Annotated in this window: 13 protein-coding genes and 1 pseudogene; 9 read left to right on the forward strand and 5 right to left on the reverse strand. The window is 73.5% G+C overall.

Features of this window, described 5'->3' with window-relative positions; genetic code table 11:
- Positions 1–22 precede the first annotated feature (22 nt).
- Positions 23–946 carry a rhomboid family intramembrane serine protease gene (locus FKN01_RS11015; protein WP_143619053.1) on the forward strand — a complete coding sequence of 308 codons (924 nt, stop codon included), beginning with the start codon at positions 23–25 and terminating at the stop codon, positions 944–946.
- A 38-nt stretch (positions 947–984) separates the two neighbouring features.
- Positions 985–2,205, forward strand: coding sequence for an SLC13 family permease (locus tag FKN01_RS11020; RefSeq protein WP_143619055.1), 1,221 nt, complete (start codon positions 985–987; stop codon positions 2,203–2,205).
- Positions 2,206–2,325: 120 nt separating this feature from the next.
- On the opposite strand, the gene FKN01_RS11025 is transcribed toward FKN01_RS11020, so the two are convergent.
- The 3 genes from FKN01_RS11025 to FKN01_RS11035 form a co-directional block, all read right to left on the reverse strand.
- Positions 2,326–3,786 carry a glutamate synthase subunit beta gene (locus FKN01_RS11025; RefSeq protein ID WP_143619057.1) on the reverse strand — a complete coding sequence of 487 codons (1,461 nt, stop codon included), beginning with the start codon at positions 3,784–3,786 and terminating at the stop codon, positions 2,326–2,328.
- Complete coding sequence (gltB, locus tag FKN01_RS11030) at positions 3,779–8,338, reverse strand: glutamate synthase large subunit (RefSeq protein WP_143619060.1); 4,560 nt, start codon at positions 8,336–8,338, stop codon at positions 3,779–3,781. The genes FKN01_RS11025 and gltB overlap by 8 nt, the downstream gene beginning before the upstream one ends.
- A gap of 411 nt (positions 8,339–8,749) precedes the next feature.
- Positions 8,750–9,484 (reverse strand): VIT1/CCC1 transporter family protein, encoded by a 735-nt coding sequence (locus FKN01_RS11035; RefSeq protein WP_143619062.1) that lies wholly within the window; start codon positions 9,482–9,484, stop codon positions 8,750–8,752.
- A gap of 281 nt (positions 9,485–9,765) precedes the next feature.
- Here FKN01_RS11035 and FKN01_RS11040 point away from each other — a divergent pair.
- The 7 genes and pseudogenes from FKN01_RS11040 to FKN01_RS11070 all read left to right on the forward strand — a co-directional run.
- Positions 9,766–10,833: pseudogene (locus FKN01_RS11040) on the forward strand (ADP-ribosylglycohydrolase family protein); the annotation flags it as partial.
- Positions 10,834–11,326: 493 nt separating this feature from the next.
- Complete coding sequence (locus FKN01_RS11045) at positions 11,327–12,547, forward strand: ADP-ribosylglycohydrolase family protein (RefSeq protein ID WP_143619064.1); 1,221 nt, start codon at positions 11,327–11,329, stop codon at positions 12,545–12,547.
- Entirely contained in the window at positions 12,456–13,676 is a 1,221-nt protein-coding gene (locus tag FKN01_RS11050; RefSeq protein ID WP_143619066.1) for an ADP-ribosylglycohydrolase family protein, read from the forward strand. Before FKN01_RS11045 ends, FKN01_RS11050 begins: the two co-directional genes overlap by 92 nt.
- A complete protein-coding gene (locus FKN01_RS11055; protein WP_143619068.1) occupies positions 13,673–15,055 on the forward strand; it encodes an ADP-ribosylglycohydrolase family protein in 1,383 nt (460 codons plus the stop codon). The genes FKN01_RS11050 and FKN01_RS11055 overlap by 4 nt, the downstream gene beginning before the upstream one ends.
- On the forward strand, positions 15,052–15,936 hold the full coding sequence (rbsK, locus tag FKN01_RS11060; protein ID WP_143619070.1) for a ribokinase: 885 nt from the start codon (positions 15,052–15,054) through the stop codon (positions 15,934–15,936). The genes FKN01_RS11055 and rbsK overlap by 4 nt, the downstream gene beginning before the upstream one ends.
- Complete coding sequence (locus FKN01_RS11065) at positions 15,933–17,132, forward strand: CaiB/BaiF CoA-transferase family protein (RefSeq protein WP_143619072.1); 1,200 nt, start codon at positions 15,933–15,935, stop codon at positions 17,130–17,132. The genes rbsK and FKN01_RS11065 overlap by 4 nt, the downstream gene beginning before the upstream one ends.
- Positions 17,129–17,941, forward strand: coding sequence for a CoA ester lyase (locus FKN01_RS11070; protein ID WP_143619074.1), 813 nt, complete (start codon positions 17,129–17,131; stop codon positions 17,939–17,941). Before FKN01_RS11065 ends, FKN01_RS11070 begins: the two co-directional genes overlap by 4 nt.
- A gap of 108 nt (positions 17,942–18,049) precedes the next feature.
- Here the strand turns inward: FKN01_RS11070 and lgt are convergent, their stop codons facing one another.
- Positions 18,050–19,030, reverse strand: coding sequence for a prolipoprotein diacylglyceryl transferase (gene lgt, locus FKN01_RS11075; RefSeq protein ID WP_143619076.1), 981 nt, complete (start codon positions 19,028–19,030; stop codon positions 18,050–18,052).
- Positions 19,031–19,144: 114 nt separating this feature from the next.
- Complete coding sequence (locus tag FKN01_RS11080; protein WP_143619078.1) at positions 19,145–19,963, reverse strand: thioredoxin domain-containing protein; 819 nt, start codon at positions 19,961–19,963, stop codon at positions 19,145–19,147.
- Positions 19,964–20,022 lie beyond the last annotated feature (59 nt).

Consider the following 20,022-nt stretch of genomic DNA (forward strand, 5'->3'; position numbering starts at 1 on the left):
CGTACAGACGAAGGAGCCGGCCATGGAGGCCGCCGCGACCAGGTGCTACCGCCATCCCTCGTACGAGACGTATGTGAGCTGCGTCCGCTGCGAGCGGTTCATCTGTCCCGACTGCATGCGTGAGGCGGCGGTCGGCCACCAGTGCGTGGAGTGCGTGAAGGAGGGGCAGCGCTCGGTGCGGCAGGCGCGGACCGCGTTCGGCGGGACGGTGTCGCGGACCGCGGTGCCGGTCGTCACGTACGCGCTGATCGCCCTCAATGTGCTGGCGTACCTCGCGGAGCTGATACGCCCCGGGACGGTCGGCCGGTTCGCGATGACGGGGGCCGGGCTGACCGACGCGGACGGCGGGCGGTATGTCTACGTCGACGGCGGCTACCCCGGGTTCGACGTGGTCGGCGTGGTGGACGGCGAGTGGTACCGGCTGCTGACCGGGGCCTTCCTCCATCTGCCGCCGGACGGCTCGTCGTTCGGTTCGCTGCCGTTCGGGGCGCTGCACATCGTGTTCAACATGTACGCCCTGTGGAATCTCGGCCGGGTCGTCGAGGAGCAGCTGGGCCGGGTCCGTTTCCTCGCCCTGTATCTGCTGTCCGCGCTGGGCGGTTCGGTGCTGGTGTATCTGGTCTCGCCGGCGGACGAGGTGGTGGGCGCCTCGGGTGCGGTCTTCGGCCTGGCAGCCGCGTTCTACGTCATCAGCCGCCGCCTGGGCCGGGACATGCGGGCGGTCAACAGCTTCCTGGCCGGGTTCCTGGTGTGGATGCTGCTCTCGGCGGCCTTCACCTCGTGGGAGAGCCACCTGGGCGGGCTGCTGACCGGTGCGGCGGTGACCGTCGTGTACGCGTACGCCCCCGCCGGGCGCCGTACGGCGGTGCAGGCGGCCGGGTGCGTGGTGCTGGCGGCGGTGCTGGTGCTGCTGGTGGTCCTCAAGACGTCGGCGCTGACCGGCTGAACGGGGCCGGGGCGCCCCGGTCTGACACGATGACCGGCATGCGGAACGATCACTTCACGGAGCGCTCGCGTGCCCTGGTGCGGCGGCTGCATCCCCTGGACTGGCTGGCCGGAGGGCTGCTCCTGGCCGGGGTGATCGCGGCGGCGACCGGGCTGCTGCCCGCCGGTCCGGCCGAGGACCAGCTGCGGCGGATCGGGCCGCTGCTGGCGTTCCTGGCGACGGTGATCGTGCTGGCGGAGCTGGCGGGCCGGGCCCAGGTCTTCGACGTGGTCGCGGCGTGGGTGGCGCGGGCCGGGCGGGGGCGGTATCCGCTGCTGTTCGGGCTGTGCGTGGCCTTCGCCTCGCTGACCACGATCACCCTGAACCTGGACACCACGGCCGTGCTGCTCACTCCGGTGATGCTGGCGCTGGCCGGGCGGGTGGGCATCGCGGCGGTGCCGCTGGCGATGACGACGGTGTGGCTGGCCAACACGGCGAGCCTGCTGCTGCCCGTATCGAATCTGACCAATCTGCTGGCGGCGGACCGGGTGGCGCTGTCCCCGGCCGGTCTGGCCGGGGTGATGTGGCTGCCGCAGCTGGCCGCGATCGGGACGACCGCCGGGTGCCTGTGGGTGTTCTACTGGCGCCGGGGGCGGCGGGGCGCCGGCACGTACACCCCGCCGCCGGTGCCGTCGCCCGGGGACCGGGTGCTGCTGTGGGTGTGCTCGGTGGCGTGTGCCGGGTTCCTGCTGGCGATCCTGGCGGTGGACGTGCCGCTGTGGTCGGCGTCGCTGGTGGCGATGGTGGTCGTGGTGGCGGCGTACGCGGTGCGGCGGCGCGAGGAGCTGCGGCTCTCGCTGGTCCCGTGGCGGCTGCTGGTCCTGGTGCCGGGGATGTTCCTGGTGGTGGAGACGGTCAACGCGCACGGGCTGCACGAGGTGCTGGTGCGGGCGCTCGGCTCGGACGACGGCCTCGGGGGCATGCTGCGTACGGCCGGGGTGGGCGCGGGGCTCGCCAACGTGCTGAACAACCTTCCGGCGTACGTGGCGGGCGAGGCGGTCGTCCCGGCGGGCAACCACCATCAGCTGCTGGCCCTGCTGATCGGGGTGAACGCGGGTCCGCTGGTCACCCCGTGGGGGTCGCTGGCGACGCTGCTGTGGTTCGAGCGGTGCCGGTTCCAGGGGACGCGCATCGGTGTCCGGCGCTTCGCGCTGACCGGCCTGGTCCTCGCGGTGGCGGCGACGGCGGCGGCGACCTGCGCGCTGGCGCTGACCGCCTGAGCGTCCGGCGCCGCCCGCCCCCGGACGCGCCACGGCGCCTGCCGAGTTCGTCCGGTCGGGGACGGGCAGGCGCCGCGTTCAGTTCCGCACGCCGTTGTGCGGGACGTCTTGTGTGCCGTGTCAGACCGTCAGGGCACGGTCCGTCGGGCGGATCGGGGCCGGCAGGGCGCTGGCTCCGGTCAGGAAGCGGTCCACACCGCGTGCCGCGGAGCGGCCCTCGGCGATGGCCCACACGATGAGGGACTGGCCGCGGCCCGCGTCACCGGCGACGAAGACGCCGTCGACGTTGGTCGCGTAGTCCTGGTCGCGGGCGATGTTGCCGCGCTCGTCGAGCTCCAGACCGAACTGCTGGACCAGGCCGTTGGCCTGGTCGGTGCCGGTGAAGCCCATCGCGAGCGTGACCAGCTGCGCGGGGATGACCCGCTCGGTGCCGGGCTTCTGCTCCAGCTTACCGTCCTTGAACTCCACCTCGACCAGGTGGAGGGCCTGGACGTTGCCGTTCTCGTCGCCCTCGAAGTGGGTGGTCGAGACGGAGTAGACGCGCTCGCCGCCCTCCTCGTGCGCGGAGGTGACCTTGTAGAGCATGGGGAAGGGCGGCCAGGGCTGGTTGGCGTTCCGCTCGTCGCCCGGCCGGGGCATGATCTCCAGCTGGGTGACCGACAGGGCGCCCTGGCGGTGCGCGGTGCCGACGCAGTCGGCGCCGGTGTCACCGCCGCCGATGACGACGACGTGCTTGCCCTCGGCGCTGATCGGGGAGACCGTCAGGTCGCCCTCCTGCACCTTGTTGGCGAGCGGCAGGTACTCCATCGCGAAGTGGACGCCGTTCAGCTCCCGGCCCGGGACGGGCAGGTCGCGCGAGACGGTGGCACCGGCGGCGATGACCACGGCGTCGTAGCGGCGGCGCAGCTTCGCGGCGTCGATGTCCCTGCCGATCTCGATCTCGGTGCGGAACTTGGTGCCCTCCGCGCGCATCTGCTCGATGCGGCGGTTGATGTGCGACTTCTCCATCTTGAACTCGGGGATGCCGTACCGGAGGAGGCCCCCGATGCGGTCCGCGCGCTCGTAGACGGCGACCGTGTGGCCGGCCCGGGTCAGCTGCTGGGCGGCGGCGAGACCGGCCGGGCCGGAACCGATGACGGCGACGGTCTTGCCGGACAGGCGCTCCGGGGGCCTGGGGGTCACGTCGCCGTTGCCCCACGCCTTGTCGATGATCGAGACCTCGACGTTCTTGATGGTGACGGCCGGCTGGTTGATGCCGAGCACGCACGCCGACTCGCAGGGCGCCGGGCACAGCCGCCCGGTGAACTCCGGGAAGTTGTTCGTGGCGTGCAGCCGCTCGGAGGCGGCGGCCCAGTCCTCGCGGTAGGCGTAGTCGTTCCACTCGGGGATGAGGTTTCCGAGCGGGCAGCCGTTGTGGCAGAACGGGATGCCGCAGTCCATGCAGCGGCCGGCCTGCTTGCTGACGATCGGGAGCAGCGAGCCGGGAACGTAGACCTCGTTCCAGTCCTTGACGCGCTCGCCGACCGGGCGGGTCTGCGCGACCTCGCGGCCGGTGGTCAGGAAGCCCTTGGGGTCAGCCATTGGTCGCCGCCTCCATCATCTTCTCGGTGGTCTCCTGCTCGGAGAGACCGGCGAGCTCAGCGGCGTCCTTGGCGGCGAGCACTGCCTTGTAGGTGGACGGGATGATCTTGCTGAAGCGGGCCACGGCGGTGTCCCACTCGGCGAGGAGCTTCTCGGCGACGGTGGAGCCGGTCTCCTCCTGGTGGCGGCGCACGACGTCGTGCAGCCACTGCCGGTCGGTGTCGGTCAGCTCCTCGATCGCGCCGAGGTTGCCGGCGTTGACGTTGTCGCGGTTGAGGTCGACCACGTAGGCGATGCCGCCGGACATGCCGGCCGCGAAGTTGCGCCCGGTCTCGCCGAGGACCACGGCGTGGCCGCCGGTCATGTACTCGCAGCCGTGGTCGCCCACGCCCTCGGAGACGACGGTGGCGCCGGAGTTGCGGACGCAGAACCGCTCGCCGGTGCGGCCGCGGAGGAAGAGTTCGCCGCCGGTGGCGCCGTAGGCGATGGTGTTGCCCGCGATGGTGGAGTACTCGGCGAGGTGGTCGGCGCCGCGGTCGGGGCGGACGACGACGCGCCCGCCGGACAGGCCCTTGCCGACGTAGTCGTTGGCGTCGCCCTCCAGGCGCAGCGTGATGCCGCTGGGCAGGAAGGCGCCGAAGGACTGGCCCGCGGAGCCGGTGAAGGTGATGTCGATGGTGTCCTGGGGCAGGCCCGCACCGCCGAACTTCTTCGTGACCTCGTGGCCGAGCATGGTGCCGACGGTCCGGTTGATGTTGCGGATCGCGATCTGCGCGCGGACCGGCTGGGCGGCCTCGGGGCTGTCGGCCTTGAGGGCGTCGGCGGCGAGCTTGATCAGCTCGTTGTCGAGGGCCTTGTCGAGGGCGTGGTCCTGCTCGGTGTTCCGGTACCGGACCGCGCCTTCGGGCAGCTCGGGGACGTGGAACAGCGGGGCGAGGTCCAGGCCCTGCGCCTTCCAGTGGGTGACGGCCCGGTCGGTGTCCAGCAGCTCGGCGTGGCCGACGGCCTCCTCGATCGTACGGAAGCCGAGCTCGGCGAGGAGTTCGCGGACCTCCTGCGCGATGAACTCGAAGAAGTTCACGACGTACTCGGCCTTGCCGGAGAAGCGGTCGCGCAGCACCGGGTTCTGGGTGGCGATGCCGACGGGGCAGGTGTCGAGGTGGCAGACGCGCATCATGACGCAGCCGGAGACGACGAGCGGCGCGGTCGCGAAACCGAACTCCTCGGCGCCGAGCAGCGCGGCGATGACGACGTCGCGGCCGGTCTTGAGCTGGCCGTCGGTCTGCACGACGATGCGGTCGCGCAGGCCGTTGAGCAGCAGGGTCTGCTGGGTCTCGGCGAGGCCGAGCTCCCAGGGGCCGCCCGCGTGCTTGAGGCTGGTGAGCGGGGAGGCGCCCGTGCCGCCGTCGTGGCCGGAGATGAGGACCACGTCCGCGTGCGCCTTGGAGACGCCCGCGGCGACGGTGCCGACGCCGACCTCGGAGACCAGCTTGACGTGGATGCGGGCCTGCGGGTTGGCGTTCTTGAGGTCGTGGATCAGCTGAGCCAGGTCCTCGATGGAGTAGATGTCGTGGTGCGGCGGCGGGGAGATCAGGCCGACGCCCGGGGTGGAGTGACGGGTCTTGGCGACCCACGGGTAGACCTTGTGGCCGGGCAGCTGGCCGCCCTCGCCGGGCTTGGCGCCCTGGGCCATCTTGATCTGGATGTCGTCCGCGTTGACCAGGTATTCGCTGGTGACACCGAAGCGGCCGGAGGCGACCTGCTTGATGGACGAGCGGCGGGCCGGGTCGTAGAGCCGGTCGGCGTCCTCGCCGCCCTCACCGGTGTTGGACTTGCCGCCCAGCTGGTTCATCGCGATGGCGAGGGTCTCGTGGGCCTCGCGCGAGATGGAGCCGTAGGACATGGCGCCGGTGGAGAAGCGCTTGACGATCTCCGAGACGGGCTCGACCTCCTCGATGTCGATCGAGGGGCGGTCCGGCCTGAAGCCGAACAGGCCGCGGAGCGTCATCAGCCGCTCGGACTGCTCGTTCACCCGGTCCGTGTACTTCTTGAAGATGTCGTACCGGCGGTTGCGGGTGGAGTGCTGGAGGCGGAAGACCGTCTCCGGGTCGAACAGGTGCGGCTCGCCCTCGCGGCGCCACTGGTACTCGCCGCCGATCTCCAGCGCGCGGTGCGAGGCGGAGATGCCGGAGGCGGGGTAGCCCTTGGTGTGCCGGGCGGCGACCTCCTTGGCGATCACGTCGAGGCCGGCGCCGCCGATCTTGGTGGCGGTGCCGTTGAAGTACCGGTCCACGAAGGACTGGTCGAGGCCGACCGCCTCGAAGACCTGGGCGCCGCGGTAGGAGGCGACCGTGGAGATGCCCATCTTGGACATGACCTTCAGGACGCCCTTGCCCAGCGCGTGGATCAGGTTGCGGATGGCGTCCTCGGCCTCGATGCCCTCGATGAAGGTGCCGGCCCGGACCAGGTCCTCGACGGACTCCATGGCGAGGTACGGGTTGACCGCGGCGGCGCCGTAGCCGATCAGCAGCGCGACGTGGTGGACCTCGCGGACGTCACCGGCCTCGACCAGCAGGCCCACCTGGGTGCGCTGCTTGGTGCGGATGAGGTGGTGGTGGACGGCGGAGGTGAGCAGCAGCGAGGGGATCGGCGCGTGCTCGGCGTCGGAGTGCCGGTCGGAGAGGACGATCAGGCGGGCGCCGTCCTCGATGGCGGCGTCGACCTCGGTGCAGATCTCCTCGATGCGGGCGGCCAGCGCGTCGCCGCCGCCGTGCACCCGGTAGAGGCCGGAGAGCGTGGCGGCCTTCATGCCCGGCATGTCGCCGTCGGCGTTGATGTGTATGAGCTTGGCCAGCTCGTCGTTGTCGATCACCGGGAAGGGCAGCGCGACGCTGCGGCAGGACGCGGCGTTCGGCTCCAGGAGGTTGCCCGAGGGGCCGAGCACGGAGCGCAGCGAGGTGACGAGCTCCTCGCGGATGGCGTCCAGCGGCGGGTTGGTGACCTGCGCGAACAGCTGGGTGAAGTAGTCGAAGAGCAGCCGGGGGCGGGCCGACAGCGCGGCGATCGGCGAGTCGGTGCCCATGGAGCCGAGGGGTTCGCCGCCGGTGCGGGCCATCGGGGCGAGGATGACGCGCAGCTCCTCCTCGGTGTACCCGAAGGTCTGCTGGCGGCGGGTGACGGAGGCGTGCGTGTGGACGATGTGCTCCCGCTCGGGGAGGTCCTCCAGCTCGATCTCGCCGGTCTCCAGCCACTCCTGGTAGGGGTGCTCGGCGGCGAGGGACGCCTTGATCTCGTCGTCCTCGATGATGCGGTGCTCGGCGGTGTCCACGAGGAACATGCGGCCGGGCTGCAGGCGGCCCTTGCGGACGACCTTGGCGGGGTCGATGTCCAGGACGCCGACCTCGGAGGAGAGGACGACGAGGCCGTCGTCGGTGACCCAGTAGCGGCCGGGGCGCAGACCGTTGCGGTCGAGGACCGCGCCGACCTGGACGCCGTCGGTGAAGGTGACGCAGGCCGGGCCGTCCCAGGGCTCCATCATCGCGGAGTGGTACTGGTAGAACGCGCGGCGGGCCGGGTCCATGGAGTCGTGGTTCTCCCACGCCTCGGGGACCATCATCAGCACCGAGTGCGGCAGCGAGCGGCCGCCGAGGTGGAGCAGCTCCAGGACCTCGTCGAAGGAGGCGGAGTCGGAGGCGTCGGGGGTGCAGACGGGGAAGATCCGGTCGAGCGGCGCGTCGCCGAAGAGGCCGGAGGCGAGCTGGGACTCGCGGGCCTTCATCCAGTTGCGGTTGCCCTTGACCGTGTTGATCTCGCCGTTGTGCGCGACGAAGCGGTACGGGTGGGCGAGCGGCCAGCTCGGGAAGGTGTTGGTCGAGAAGCGCGAGTGGACCAGGGCGACCGCGGTGGCGAAGCGGGGGTCGGAGAGGTCCGGGAAGAAGGGCTCCAGCTGACCGGTGGTGAGCATGCCCTTGTAGACGATGGTGCGGGCGGAGAGCGAGGGGAAGTAGACCCCGGCCTCGCGCTCGGCGCGCTTGCGCAGGACGAACGCCTTGCGGTCCAGGGCGATGCCCGTGCTCTCGCCGTCGGTGACGAAGAGCTGGCGGAACTCGGGCATGGTGGCGCGGGCGCCGTTGCCGAGGATGTCCGGGGCGACCGGGACCTCGCGCCAGCCGAGGACCGTCAGGCCCTCCTCGCCGGCGATCTTCTCCAGTTCGGCGACTGCGCCGGTGGAGTCGTCGGCGGGCAGGAAGGCGATGCCGACGGCGTAGGCGCCGGCCTCGGGGAGCGCGAAGGGGACCTCGGCGCGCAGGAAGGTGTCCGGGATCTGGAGCAGGATGCCGGCGCCGTCACCGGAGTCGGGCTCCGAGCCGGTGGCACCGCGGTGTTCGAGGTTGCGGAGCACGGTCAGCGCCTGCTCGACCATCTCGTGGCCGGGCACACCGGTCAGAGTGGCTACGAACCCCACGCCACAGGCGTCGTGCTCGTTGCGGGGGTCGTACATCCCCTGGGGGGCGGGGCGACCGTCCATGGGCGACCAGGCGTCGGTGCGCATCGGCTCTCCCGTCGTCGTCGTGGCATATGCGGTGCCGAGGGACGACGTTGGCCCTCTGCGAAATTTCGTGCAGATTACATGATGGGGCGCTTCTCAAAAAGCGGATGAAGCATTCCAACATGCGGACACCGTCGATGACGGTGGAGTGGGTCGCTGTCGGAGGATCGGCGCCCGGGAGACGCGGAGAGCAGGCGTCGTTGCCCGCGGTGTCTACGGCTCATGCCCGGTGGCGGAGAAAACGAAACCGCCGGGTAATGGCTACTTATGTGTAGCCCTGCATAGAGACTCATTTTACGGTGCGTGGCGCGGTCGCGCCCAGAGGCCCGGGCCAAGACGTACGTCACACGCGTGGCGTACGGGTAACGGGCCGATTGCGTGAACCGGCCCGTTACGGGGGGGAGCCGGGCGGGGTCAGCCGCCCACCGCCACGCCGAACAGGGCGCCCAGCCCGTACGTGATCGCGGCGGCCGCGCCGCCCAGCGCCAGCTGGCGCAGTCCGCTGAACCACCAGCTGCGAGCGGTCACCCGGGCCACCACCGCGCCGCAGCCGAACAGTCCGGCGAGCGCCAGCAGCACGGCCGGCCACAGCGCGTCGGCCCCCAGCAGGAACGGCAGCACCGGCAGCAGGGCGCCGAGCGCGAAGGCGCCGAACGAGGAGAAGGCGGCCACCAGGGGCGACGGCAGGTCGCCCGGGTCGATGCCCAGCTCCTCGCGGGCGTGTATCTCGAGGGCCTGCTCCGGGTCGCGCGAGAGCTGGCGGGCGACCTCGCGGGCGAGACCCGGTTCGACGCCCCGGGACTCGTAGAGCGCGGCGAGCTCCCGCTCCTCGTCCGCCGGGTGCTTGCGCAGTTCGCGCCGCTCGACGTCCAGCTCGGCCTCGACCAGTTCGCGCTGGGAGGCCACGGAGGTGTATTCGCCGGCCGCCATGGAGAAGGCACCGGCGGCCAGTCCGGCGAGGCCGGTGATGACGATGGTGCGGTGCGAGACGTCGCCGCCGGCGACACCGGTCATCAGGGCCAGGTTGGAGACGAGCCCGTCCATCGCGCCGAAGACCGCGGGACGCAGCCAGCCGCCGTTGACGTCACGGTGGGTGTGGTTGTCCCGGTGCGCCTCGTGCAGTACGGCGTCGGTCTCGATGATGGCCACGGCTCGCCCCTCTCCCCTGGTCCGGGTGGTCCGGAGACGGGCCTCCTGCCCGCCCGCCTCCGCTCGACACCATCGAAAGTACGCACGAAGAATCGCCGCTGCCAGCAAGGCAGGCCGTACTTACCACCCTGCGTAACCGGATAGGTACGGCTTCCCTTGCTGTCCGGAAGGTTTCATCCGAGTGGCCCTTTTGTGCGGATAACCGGCCTTCGTCCCGGCTCCGCGTGGAACGGATTCCACAGGCACGAGTACTGGCTCGGTACGAGCGAAGGGTCGACGCGATGGAGACGGTCGCAGGAAATCCGACGGCACCGCGGGCGGGCGGCACACATACGGCACGGCTTCCGGACGAGCCGGCCCCCGGCGGGCCGCTCGACCGGGCCAGGGGCGCGCTGCTCGGCCTCGCGGCCGGAGACGCGCTCGGCGCCCCGGCGGAGAACATGCGGCCCTCCGAGATCCGCCGCCGCTGGGGCCGGATCGAGGGCTTCGTCAGCGACGACCCGGCGGGCACCGACGACACGGAGTACGCGATCTTCTCCGGGCTGCTGCTGGCCCGGCACGGCTCGGAGCTCACCGTCACCGATGTCGAGCGGGCCTGGCGGCTGTGGATCGCCGACCTGGACGAGGGGCCGTTCCGGGGCGCCGGCTTCAGCGAGCGCGGCACGCTGGAGAACCTGCGCCGGGGCCTGGCCGCCCCGATCTCCGCCCAGCACCGGCACGCCTGGAGCGACGGCCTGGCGATGCGGGCCGCGCCCTTCGGCGTCTTCGCGGCCGGACGCCCCGCCGAGGCGGCCCGGCTGGTCGCGGTCGACGGCCGGGTCAGCCATGAGGGCGAGGGGATCTACGGGGGCCAGGCGGTGGCCGCCGGGGTGGCCGCCGCGATGACCGGCGCCTCGGTGACCTCGGTGATCGCCGCCGCGCTCTCGGTCGTCCCGATGGACTCCTGGACGGCCCGCTCCCTGCGCCGCGCGGTGACGGCGGCGCTGCGGCCGTACCCCGACCGCCTCACCGGCGAACGCGCGGTCCGCTCGGCCGTGGTCGTCGGCGGCTACCCGTGGACCGACCTGGCCCCCGAGGCGGTCGGTCTGGCCTTCGGCGCCTTCGCGGCGGCCCGCGGCGACTTCCGTACGGCGGTGCTGATGGCGGTCAACATGGGCCGCGACGCCGACACGACGGCCGCGGTGGCGGGGGCCCTGTCCGGCGCCCTGCACGGCGCGTCGGCGATCCCCCGCCTCTGGGCCGACGCGATCGGCCCGGTACGCGGCAGCTGCCTGCCGTCGATGCGGGGGTACCACGTGCTGGACATCGCGGACCTGCTGGCGGGGGCCGCCGGGGCGGCGACGACGGGCCGGCCCCCGCAGCGTGCGCCGGGGGCGCCGGAGGCCGGTCGGGCGGCGGCCGACGCTCCGGACCGGACAGGCCCGGACGAACCGGCGGACCACCGCGCAACGAGGAGCAACACACCCGCACCCCCCCCCCCCCGCGCCGCCCCCGCAACGGCACCCGGCGAGGGGCCGGCCCACCACGCGGACCCCGGCGAACCGGCGGGCTGCCGCCCGGCAAGCAGCAGCACCCCCGCGCCCACCCCCCACCACGCCACCCGGCAACAGCACCCGGCGAACAACCGACCCACCACACGGACCCCGGCGAACCAGCCAGCCGCCGCACGACAAGAAGCAACACACCCGCCACCCCTCCCCACCACGCCACCCCGGCAACGACACCCGGCGAAGAGCCGCCCCACGCGGCGCGGCACGCGGATCCCCGCGGGCCGGGCGGCCGTGCCCCGGTCGGGGGCGCGCGGTCGTGTGCCCGCCCCGCCGGCACCGGGGCGGTGGCGCGATGAGCGCCCCGCGGCGCGCCCGCGTCGAAGGGCTGCTCATCGGGCTGGCCGCGGGCGACGCCGCCGGGTGGCCCGCGGCCCGGCACCGGGCGGCCCGGATGCCGGAGTGGACCCGGCGCCTGACCCGGGAGCTGGACACCTTCGCCGAGCAGAACGCGACGACCACGCTCCCCGTGCCCATCGCGCTCAACCAGCCCCCCGAGCCACTGCGGCTCGGGCCGTCCGACGACGCCGAGTGGGCGGCGTTCGCGGCGGAGACCGTGCTCGGGGCCGCGCCCGGCGCGCGCGACGCCCAGGTGCGCGCCGCCGTGGCCGGGGCCTGGAACGCCCTCGCCGCCGAGGTCGCCGCCGCCGCGGCGCGGGCGACCGAGGTGGAGGCGGCCGTGCTGCCGTTGCGGGCACGGATCTCGGTGCGGGCCGGGCTCGGAAACCTCGCCGCCGGGCTTCGGCCGCCCGCCACCGGGCACGACAACCCGCACTACTTCGACGACGCGGCGTGCGTACGGGCGGCCGTGCTGGCGGTCGTCCACCCGGGCGACCCGCACGCGGCGGCGGAGCTCGCGGAGTTCGACGCGCGCTTCACGCAGGACGGCGACGGGGTGCACGGGGCGCGGGCGATGGCCGCCGCGAGCGCCGAGGCGCTGGGCGGGGCGGACGTGGAGACGGCCGTGAACGCCGCGCTGGCCCAGCTCCCCGACGGCACCGAGATCGCCCGCAACGCGGCCCACGCGGTCCGGATCGCCCGGGAGTTCGCCGGGGAACGGGCCGGGGCGTTCGCGCTCGTCCCGGTCCTGGAGCACCAGATCGTGGACCACGTCTACAGCTACGGGATCGCCGCCGCCGAGACCGTACCGGTCGCCCTCGCGCTGGCCACCGCGTCCCGGGGCGACCTCGCGCAGGCCGTGCCCGCGGCGGCCTGCCTGTCCCGGGTGGCGGACTCCGCGCCCGCCCTGGCCGGCGCGCTGACCGGGGCACTGGGCTCCATCGGCTCCGTGCCCGACGGCTGGCGCGAGACCTGCCGGACGCTGGCCGGGTGCGCGCTGCCCCGGTTCGCGGGCACGGATCTGCTGGAACTCGCCGGGCTGCTGGCAGACACGGAACCGGCCCCCCTGGGTGGACAATTCGGACATGACCTCCACAGTGCCCCTGGCGCCCACGACGTCCCCCTCCCCCACGACAGCCACGACGCCCACGACCCCGCAGGGGCCCGCGCTCGATGACCGGATCGCCGGCGCCCTCGTCGGCGCCGCCGTCGGCGACGCGCTGGGCGGCCCGGTCGAGGGCCGCTCCCCCGAGCAGATCACGGCCCGGCACGGCGGCAGGATCACCGGGATCGTCGGCCCCTGGGACGGCGACGACTGGCGGACCGCCCGCCCGATCGCCCCGTACCACAAGGGAGACGGGCACGTCACCGACGACACCCTGATGACGCACGCGCTGGTCCGGGTGTACGGGAAGGTGCGCGGCCATCTCGACGCGTACGCGGTCGCCGACCACCTCGTACCGGAGATGATCGGCGAACCGCGCTGGATTCCCGAGCTGGAGGCCGAGGCGCTGCCGCTGCAGCGGGTGTTCCTCGCGGAGAAGTGGATCGTCGCCCGGCTGCACTACGGCCACGTCGACCCGCGCGAGGCGGGCTGCGGAAACATCGTCAACTGCGGGGCGGCGATGTACATGGCCCCGGTCGGTCTGGTGAACGCCGCCCATCCGCAGGCGGCGTACGCCGAGGCGATCGACGTCGCCGGGGCCCATCAGTCGAGTTACGGCCGGGAGGCGGCGGGCGTCTTCGCGGCGGGGGTGGCCGCCGCCTGCGCGCCCGGGGCGACGCCCGCTTCGGTCGTGGAGGCGTGCCTGTCGCTCGCCAAGGACGGCACCCGGGCCGCGATCGAGGCCGTCTGCGAGGCGGCCTCCCGCCACCGGGACGTGGAGTCGGCGCTCGTCCCGCTGCGCGCGGCCGTCGCCCCCTTCGACACCGTCGGCCCCGACTACCGCGCGCCCTCGCTCGGCGCCCGGCGGCCGTCCCGGCTGCACGCGATCGAGGAGCTGCCGGTCGCCCTCGGCATGCTGCTGGCCGCCGGCGGGGACTACCGGCAGGCGGTCCTCGGCTCGGTCAACTACGGCCGCGACTGCGACTCGATCGCCACGATGAGCGGCGCGCTCGCGGGCGCCCTGCACGGTGAGAGCGCCGTGCCCGCCGACTGGGCGGCCACCGTCGCCGAGGCCAGCCGCCTCGATCTGCGCGCCCCGGCCCGGACCCTGGCCGAGGTGGCCCGTGAGGTGTTCGCGCGGGACACCGCCCGCCGCCGGGCCCACGAGTCCGCGTTCGCCACGCTGGCGGGCACCCCGTGACCACGGCGGTGCGGGTGACCTGGGTGCAGCCGGAGGACCTGGTGGGCCACGAGCTCCGGCAGGCCGCCGAGGACGGCCGCGACGCCCGCGACATCGCCCGCCGGTGGTACGAGGCCGGCGGACACCCCGCCCCCGAGCGCGCCGGCGCCTCCGCCCCGGGCACCCCGCCGGGGCTGCGCGCGGTCGCCGAACGGCTGCTGGACGAACTCGCCCTGCTGGAGTCCCCGCTGGCCGGTGACGAGCCGGACGGCCTGGACGCGATCCGGGCCGCCTGCCCGCAGTGGCCGCACACCGTGCCGGGCCGCCCGGCGCCCGGCCGGGAGCGGCTGCACGCCGCCTGGCTGGGCCGCGCCGCCGGCTGCCTGCTGGGCAAGCCGGTCGAGAAGCTGCCCCTGGAGGGGATCCGCGCCCTGGCCCGGGCCACCGGCAACTGGCCGCTGCGCACCTGGTTCACCGCCCGGGGCCTGCCCGCGCCACTGGCCGCCGCCTACCCGTGGAACAGGCGCTCCGCGCCCACCTCGCTCGCCGAGAACATCGACGGGATGCCCGAGGACGACGACCTCAACCACCCGCTGCTCGCCCTGCTGCTGCTCCAGCGGCACGGCACCGCCTTCACCACCGCGGACCTGGCCCGGCTGTGGCTGGACGAGCTGCCGGCCGGGCGTACGTTCACCGCCGAGCGGATCGCGTACCGCAATCTGCTCGACGGCATCGAGCCCCCGGACACCGCCCGCCACCGCAACCCGTTCCGGGAGTGGATCGGCGCGCAGATCCGGGCCGACGCGCACGGCTGGACCCGGCCCGGCGACCCGGCGGGCGCCGCGGAGCAGGCGTACCGCGACGCGGTCCTCACCCACACCGGGAACGGCGTCTACGGCGCGATGTTCACCGCGGCGGCGCTGGCCGAGGCGGCCACCGGCGAGACCGATGTGCACGGCTGCCTGGCCACCGGGCTGCGCGTGGTGCCGCCGCGCTCGCGGTTCGCGGCGGCGGTACGGGACGGCATCGCGACCGCCCGCGAGGAGCGGGACTTCGATACGGTCGTGGACCGGCTGCACGCGGCGTACGGCGGGTATCACTGGGTGCATGTGCTGCCCAACGCGGCCGTGCTGGCCGCCGCCCTCACCCACGCCGACGGCGACTTCACCGGTTCGGTCTGCAAGGCGGTGTCCGGCGGCTGGGACACCGACTCCAACGGCGCGACCGCCGGTTCGCTCGCCGGACTGCTCGCCGGGCGGCCGGACGCGCTGCCCGAACAGTGGACGGCCCCGCTGAAGAACCGGCTCGCCACGTCCGTCCCCGGCTTCGACGGGGCCGGCTTCGACACCCTGGCCGACCTGACCCACCGGCTCACCCACGAGGAGGCACTCCGCCCATGACCAGAGTCGCGGTGCTCGGCAGCACCAATATGGATCTTGTGGCCTACGTCGACCGGGCTCCGGAGCGCGGCCAGACCGTCACCGGACGGGAATTCCGCACCGTCCCCGGCGGCAAGGGCGCCAACCAGGCCGTGGCGGCCGCCCGCGCGGGCGGTGACGTGCTGATGATCGGCGCGGTCGGCGACGACGAGTACGGCGTACGGATGCGGGAGAATCTGGAGCACTCCGGCGTCGACACCGACCTGCTGCACACCGCCGAGGGCCCCAGCGGCACCGCGCACATCGTGGTCGACGCCAAGGGCTCCAACGCGATCGTCGTCATCCCCGGCGCCAACGGCACCGTCACCGCGCTCGGGCCGGGCGAGATGGCCGCCATCGCCGAGGCGGATCTGCTGCTGCTCCAGCTGGAGCTGCCGATGTCGGCGGTGATCGAGGGCGCCCGCGCCGGCCACGCCCAGGGCGTACGGACGGTGCTCACCCCCTCCCCTGTGCGGGAGCTGCCCTCCGAACTCCTGGACCACGTCGACCTGCTGGTCCCCAACGAGCACGAGGCGGCCGAGCTGTCCGGCTACGACGACCCGCACGCGGCGGCGGAGATCCTGCTCGGCCGGGTCCCCGCGGTGCTCATCACGCTCGGCGCGAAGGGCAGCCTGTACGCGGCCCGGGGCAGCCGGACCATCCACTTCCCGGCCCCGGACGTCACCGCCGTCGACACCACCGGCGCCGGGGACACCTTCGTCGGCACCCTGGCCGTGGCGCTCGGCGAGGGGCGCCCGATTCCGCAGGCCGTCGCCTGGGCCTCGGCCGCCGCCTCGCTCTGCGTACAGAAACCGGGCGCCTCGGTCTCCATGCCGTACCGCAGCGAAATCGACGGCGCGTGAGCGCCCCCGCGGCGCCGCCGCTCACCGGACTGCGGGTGGTCGATCTCGCCACGCTCTTCGCGGGCCCGCTCTGCGCGACGATGCTGGGCGACTTCGGCGCCGAGGTGATCAAGGTCGAGCACCCGGTGCGCCCGGACCCGTCCCGGGGCCACGGGCCCGCGAAGGACGGGGTGGGCCTGTGGTGGAAGCTCCTCGGCCGCAACAAGCGCAATCTGACGCTCGACCTCTCCGCGCCGGAGGGCCGCGACCTGCTGCTGCGGCTCGCGGCGGACACCGATGTGATCATCGAGAACTTCCGGCCGGGCACGCTGGAGCGGTGGGGGCTCGGCCCCGACGAGCTGCACGCGGTCAACCCGCGCCTCGTGCTGGTGCGCGTCACGGGCTTCGGCCAGTACGGCCCGTACTCCCACCGGCCCGGCTTCGGGACGCTCGCCGAGGCGATGAGCGGCTTCGCGGCGATCACCGGGGAGCCGGACGGGCCGCCGACCCTGCCGCCGTTCGGTCTCGCCGACTCGATCGCCGCGCTCGCCACGGCGTACGCGGTGATGGCCGCGCTGGCCGGCCGGGACCGGACCGGCGAGGGACAGGTCGTCGACATGGCGATCATCGAGCCGATCCTGACCGTGCTCGGCCCGCAGCCGCTCTGGTACGACCAGCTCGGTTACGTACAGCCGCGCACCGGGAACCGGTCGCGCAACAACGCGCCGCGCAACACCTACCGCACCTCGGACGGGCAGTGGGTGGCCGTCTCCACCTCCGCGCAGTCCGTCGCGGAGCGGGTGATGCGGCTGGTCGGACGGGCGGACCTGATCGAGGAGCCGTGGTTCGCCTCGGGCGCGACCCGCGCCGAGCACAGCGACGAGCTGGACGAGGCCGTGGGCCACTGGATCGCCCGGCACAGCCGGGAGGAGGCCCTGTCCGCGTTCGAGAAGGCGGAGGCCGCCATCGCCCCCATCCACGATGTACGGGACGTGATGGAGGACCCGCAGTACCGGGCCCTGGACTCGGTCACCGAGGTGGACGACCCGGAGCTCGGCCCGCTGCGGATGCAGAACGTCCTCTTCCGGCTGTCCCGGACCCCGGGCGCGATCCGCTGGACGGGCCGCCCGCACGGCGCCGACACCGAGGAGATCCTGACCGAGCTGGGGCTGAGCGGGCCCGAGATCTCGGCGCTGCGGGCGGAGCGGGTGCTGTGAGCGCGGCGGCCCCCCTCACCCTGCTGTACGTGCCCGGTGACCGGCCGGACGTCGTGCGCAAGGCGGCCGGCTCGGGGGCGGACGTGGTGATCGTGGACCTGGAGGACGCGGTCGCCCCCGACCGCAAGGAGTACGCCCGGGCCGCGACGGTGGAGCTGCTGTCGGACCCGCCGTCCGCCACGGCGCCGCCGCTGCATGTGCGGGTCAACGACGAGGCGGACGTGCTGGCGCTGGCCGGGCTGCCGGGGCTGGGCGGGCTGCGGCTGCCGAAGATCACCCACGCCGCGTCCGTCCACCGCATCGCGGCGCTGGCCCCCGGGGTGGCCCTGTGCCCTCTCCTGGAGTCGGCCCTCGGCATCGAGCACGCCTACTCGGTGGCCTCCGCCCACCCCCAGGTCCGCGCCATCGCCCTGGGCGAGGCGGACCTCCGCGCGGACCTGGGCGTACGGGAGGACGCGGGGCTGGACTGGTCGCGCGGCCGGCTGGTGGTCGCCGCCCGGGCGGCGGGCCTGGCGCCGCCCGCGCAGTCGGTGTTCGCGGACGTCCGGGACCTGGACGGGCTCTGGTCCTCCTGCGCCCACGGGCGGGCCCTGGGTTTCCTGGGCCGGGCGGCGATCCACCCCCGCCAGCTCCCGGTGATCGAACGCGCGTTCCGTCCGACGCCGCAGGAGGTGGAGGCGGCCTGGGAGATCGTGGAGGCGGCCCGCGACCAGGCGGGGGCCCAGGCCCTTCCGGACGGACGCTTCGTGGACGCGGCGGTGGTCGCGCAGGCGCGGCGGACGCTGGCGCTGGCCCAGCGGAAGCGGTGACCTGGCGCTCCGCCCGACCGCTTCGTCCTCAATCGCCGGACGGGCCGGGCTTCACGGCTGAGGGGCCGCCGGAATCCCGGCGGCCCCTCACTCAGCTTGCGCGCGGCGTCAGCCCTTCGCGGCCTCCGCGGTACCGTCCGCCTTCGGCGCGTCCTCGTCGGCGTCCGCCTTCGGCGCGTCGGCGTCCGCCTCCGCGGCCGCCGGCTCGTCCGCCTCGGCCTCGTCCGCCTTCTCGTCGGCCTCGTCCGTCTTCTCCGAGGACTCCGGCGCCTCCGGCGCCCCGGGTTCCACGACCTCCTCGCGGCCCGGCCGGACCTTCGACGAGATCACGATGTACGTCACCGCCAGCACGAACACGATCAGCGCGGTCCACACGTTGAGCCGCAGGCCCAGGATGTGGTGCGCCTCGTCCACGCGCATGTATTCGATCCACGCGCGCCCCGCGCAGTAGGCCGCGACGTACAGGGCGAACGCCCGGCCGTGGCCCAGCTTGAAGCGGCGGTCGGCCCAGATCACCAGGACGGCCACCCCGACGCACCACAGCGACTCGTACAGGAAGGTCGGGTGGTAGGTGCCCGCGACCCGGTTCGGGCCCTCGCTGATCTTCAGCGCCCACGGGACGTCGGTCGCCCTGCCGTACAGCTCCTGGTTGAACCAGTTGCCCCAGCGCCCGCACGCCTGGGCGAGGGCGATGCCGGGGGCGAGGGCGTCCGCCCAGGCGGGCAGCGGGATTCCGCGGCGGCGGCAGCCGATCCAGGCACCGACCGCGCCCAGCGCGATCGCTCCCCAGATGCCGAGGCCGCCCTGCCAGATCTTGAAGGCGTCGACCCAGTCCTCACCGTCGCTGAAGTACAGCTGGTAGTCGGTGATGACGTGGTAGAGCCGGCCGCCGACAAGCCCGAAGGGCACGGCCCAGACGGCGATGTCGGCGACGGTGCCGGCGGTGCCTCCTCGGGCGACCCAGCGCTTGTTGCCGAACCAGACGGCGACGAAGACACCGATGATGATGCAGAACGCGTAGCCGCGGAGCGGGATCGGTCCGAGATCGATCACGCCGGTCGACGGGCTGGGAATGTAGGCAAGGTTCATGGCAGCGTCGACGCTACCCTGCCGGGCGGGAGGTAGGACAACCCACCCGGCAACGTCTGGGTAACGAGCGGGCCCCCGATTCCCCCGACCGGCCCCCTCACCACCGCCTGCGGGCTACGGCGTGGCCGTGGCGGTGGCCGGCTTCTTGCCCTTGTTCGCCTCGGCGACCCACTTCTTCAGATTGGCCACGGTGATCGCCTCGTCGCCCTTCTTCGGGAAGATCGACTCCCCGTTGAGCAGGGCCGTCGGCGTGCCCTGGAAGCCGCCTTCGCTGAAGGCCTTGTTGGACTTCTGCACCCACGCGTCGTGCGTGCCGTCCTCGACGCAGCCGCGGAATTCGGGCGTGTCGAGACCGTCGACCTTCTTGGCCAGCTCGATCAGCTTGTCGTTGTCACCGAAGGCGTCGTCGGTCTCCGCGGGCTGGTTGCTGTACAGCACGTCGTGGTAGGCGGGGAACTTTCCGGCGTCCTGCGCGCAGGCCGCCGCGTTGGCCGCCTTGAGGGAGCCGCTGCCGCCCATGTTGCCGTCGATGATCGTGGCGAGGTGGTAGTCGACCTTGATCTGGCCGTCGCGCTCCATCTCGTGGATCGTGTCGCGGAACGCGGTCTCGAACTGGGCGCAGACCGGGCAGCGGAAGTCCTCCCAGATGGTGAGGGTGGACGGGGCGTCGTCCGCGCCGACCCGGATGGCCAGGGCGTCCTTGCCGGTCGCTCCGGACGGGGCGACGGCGGGCCCGGACGCCTTGGACTTGTCGCTCTTGCCGTCGGTGTTCGCCGCGATCACGCCGACGACGGCGGCCAGGCCGAGGACCCCCACCACGGCCGTGGACACGATCAGCGTGCGGCGCCGGCGGTCGCGCGCCTTCGCCTGCTCACGCTGCTGGATCAGCCGGTCTCGCGCGGCCCTTTTACCCTGTTCGTTCTTCTCGCTCACACCGCGCAAACGACCCGGGGAGGCACTCGCGTGCCTCCCCGGACCGAGGTCCACCCGTT

The organism is Streptomyces sp. 130, assembly GCF_007096885.1.
GTDB lineage: Bacteria > Actinomycetota > Actinomycetes > Streptomycetales > Streptomycetaceae > Streptomyces.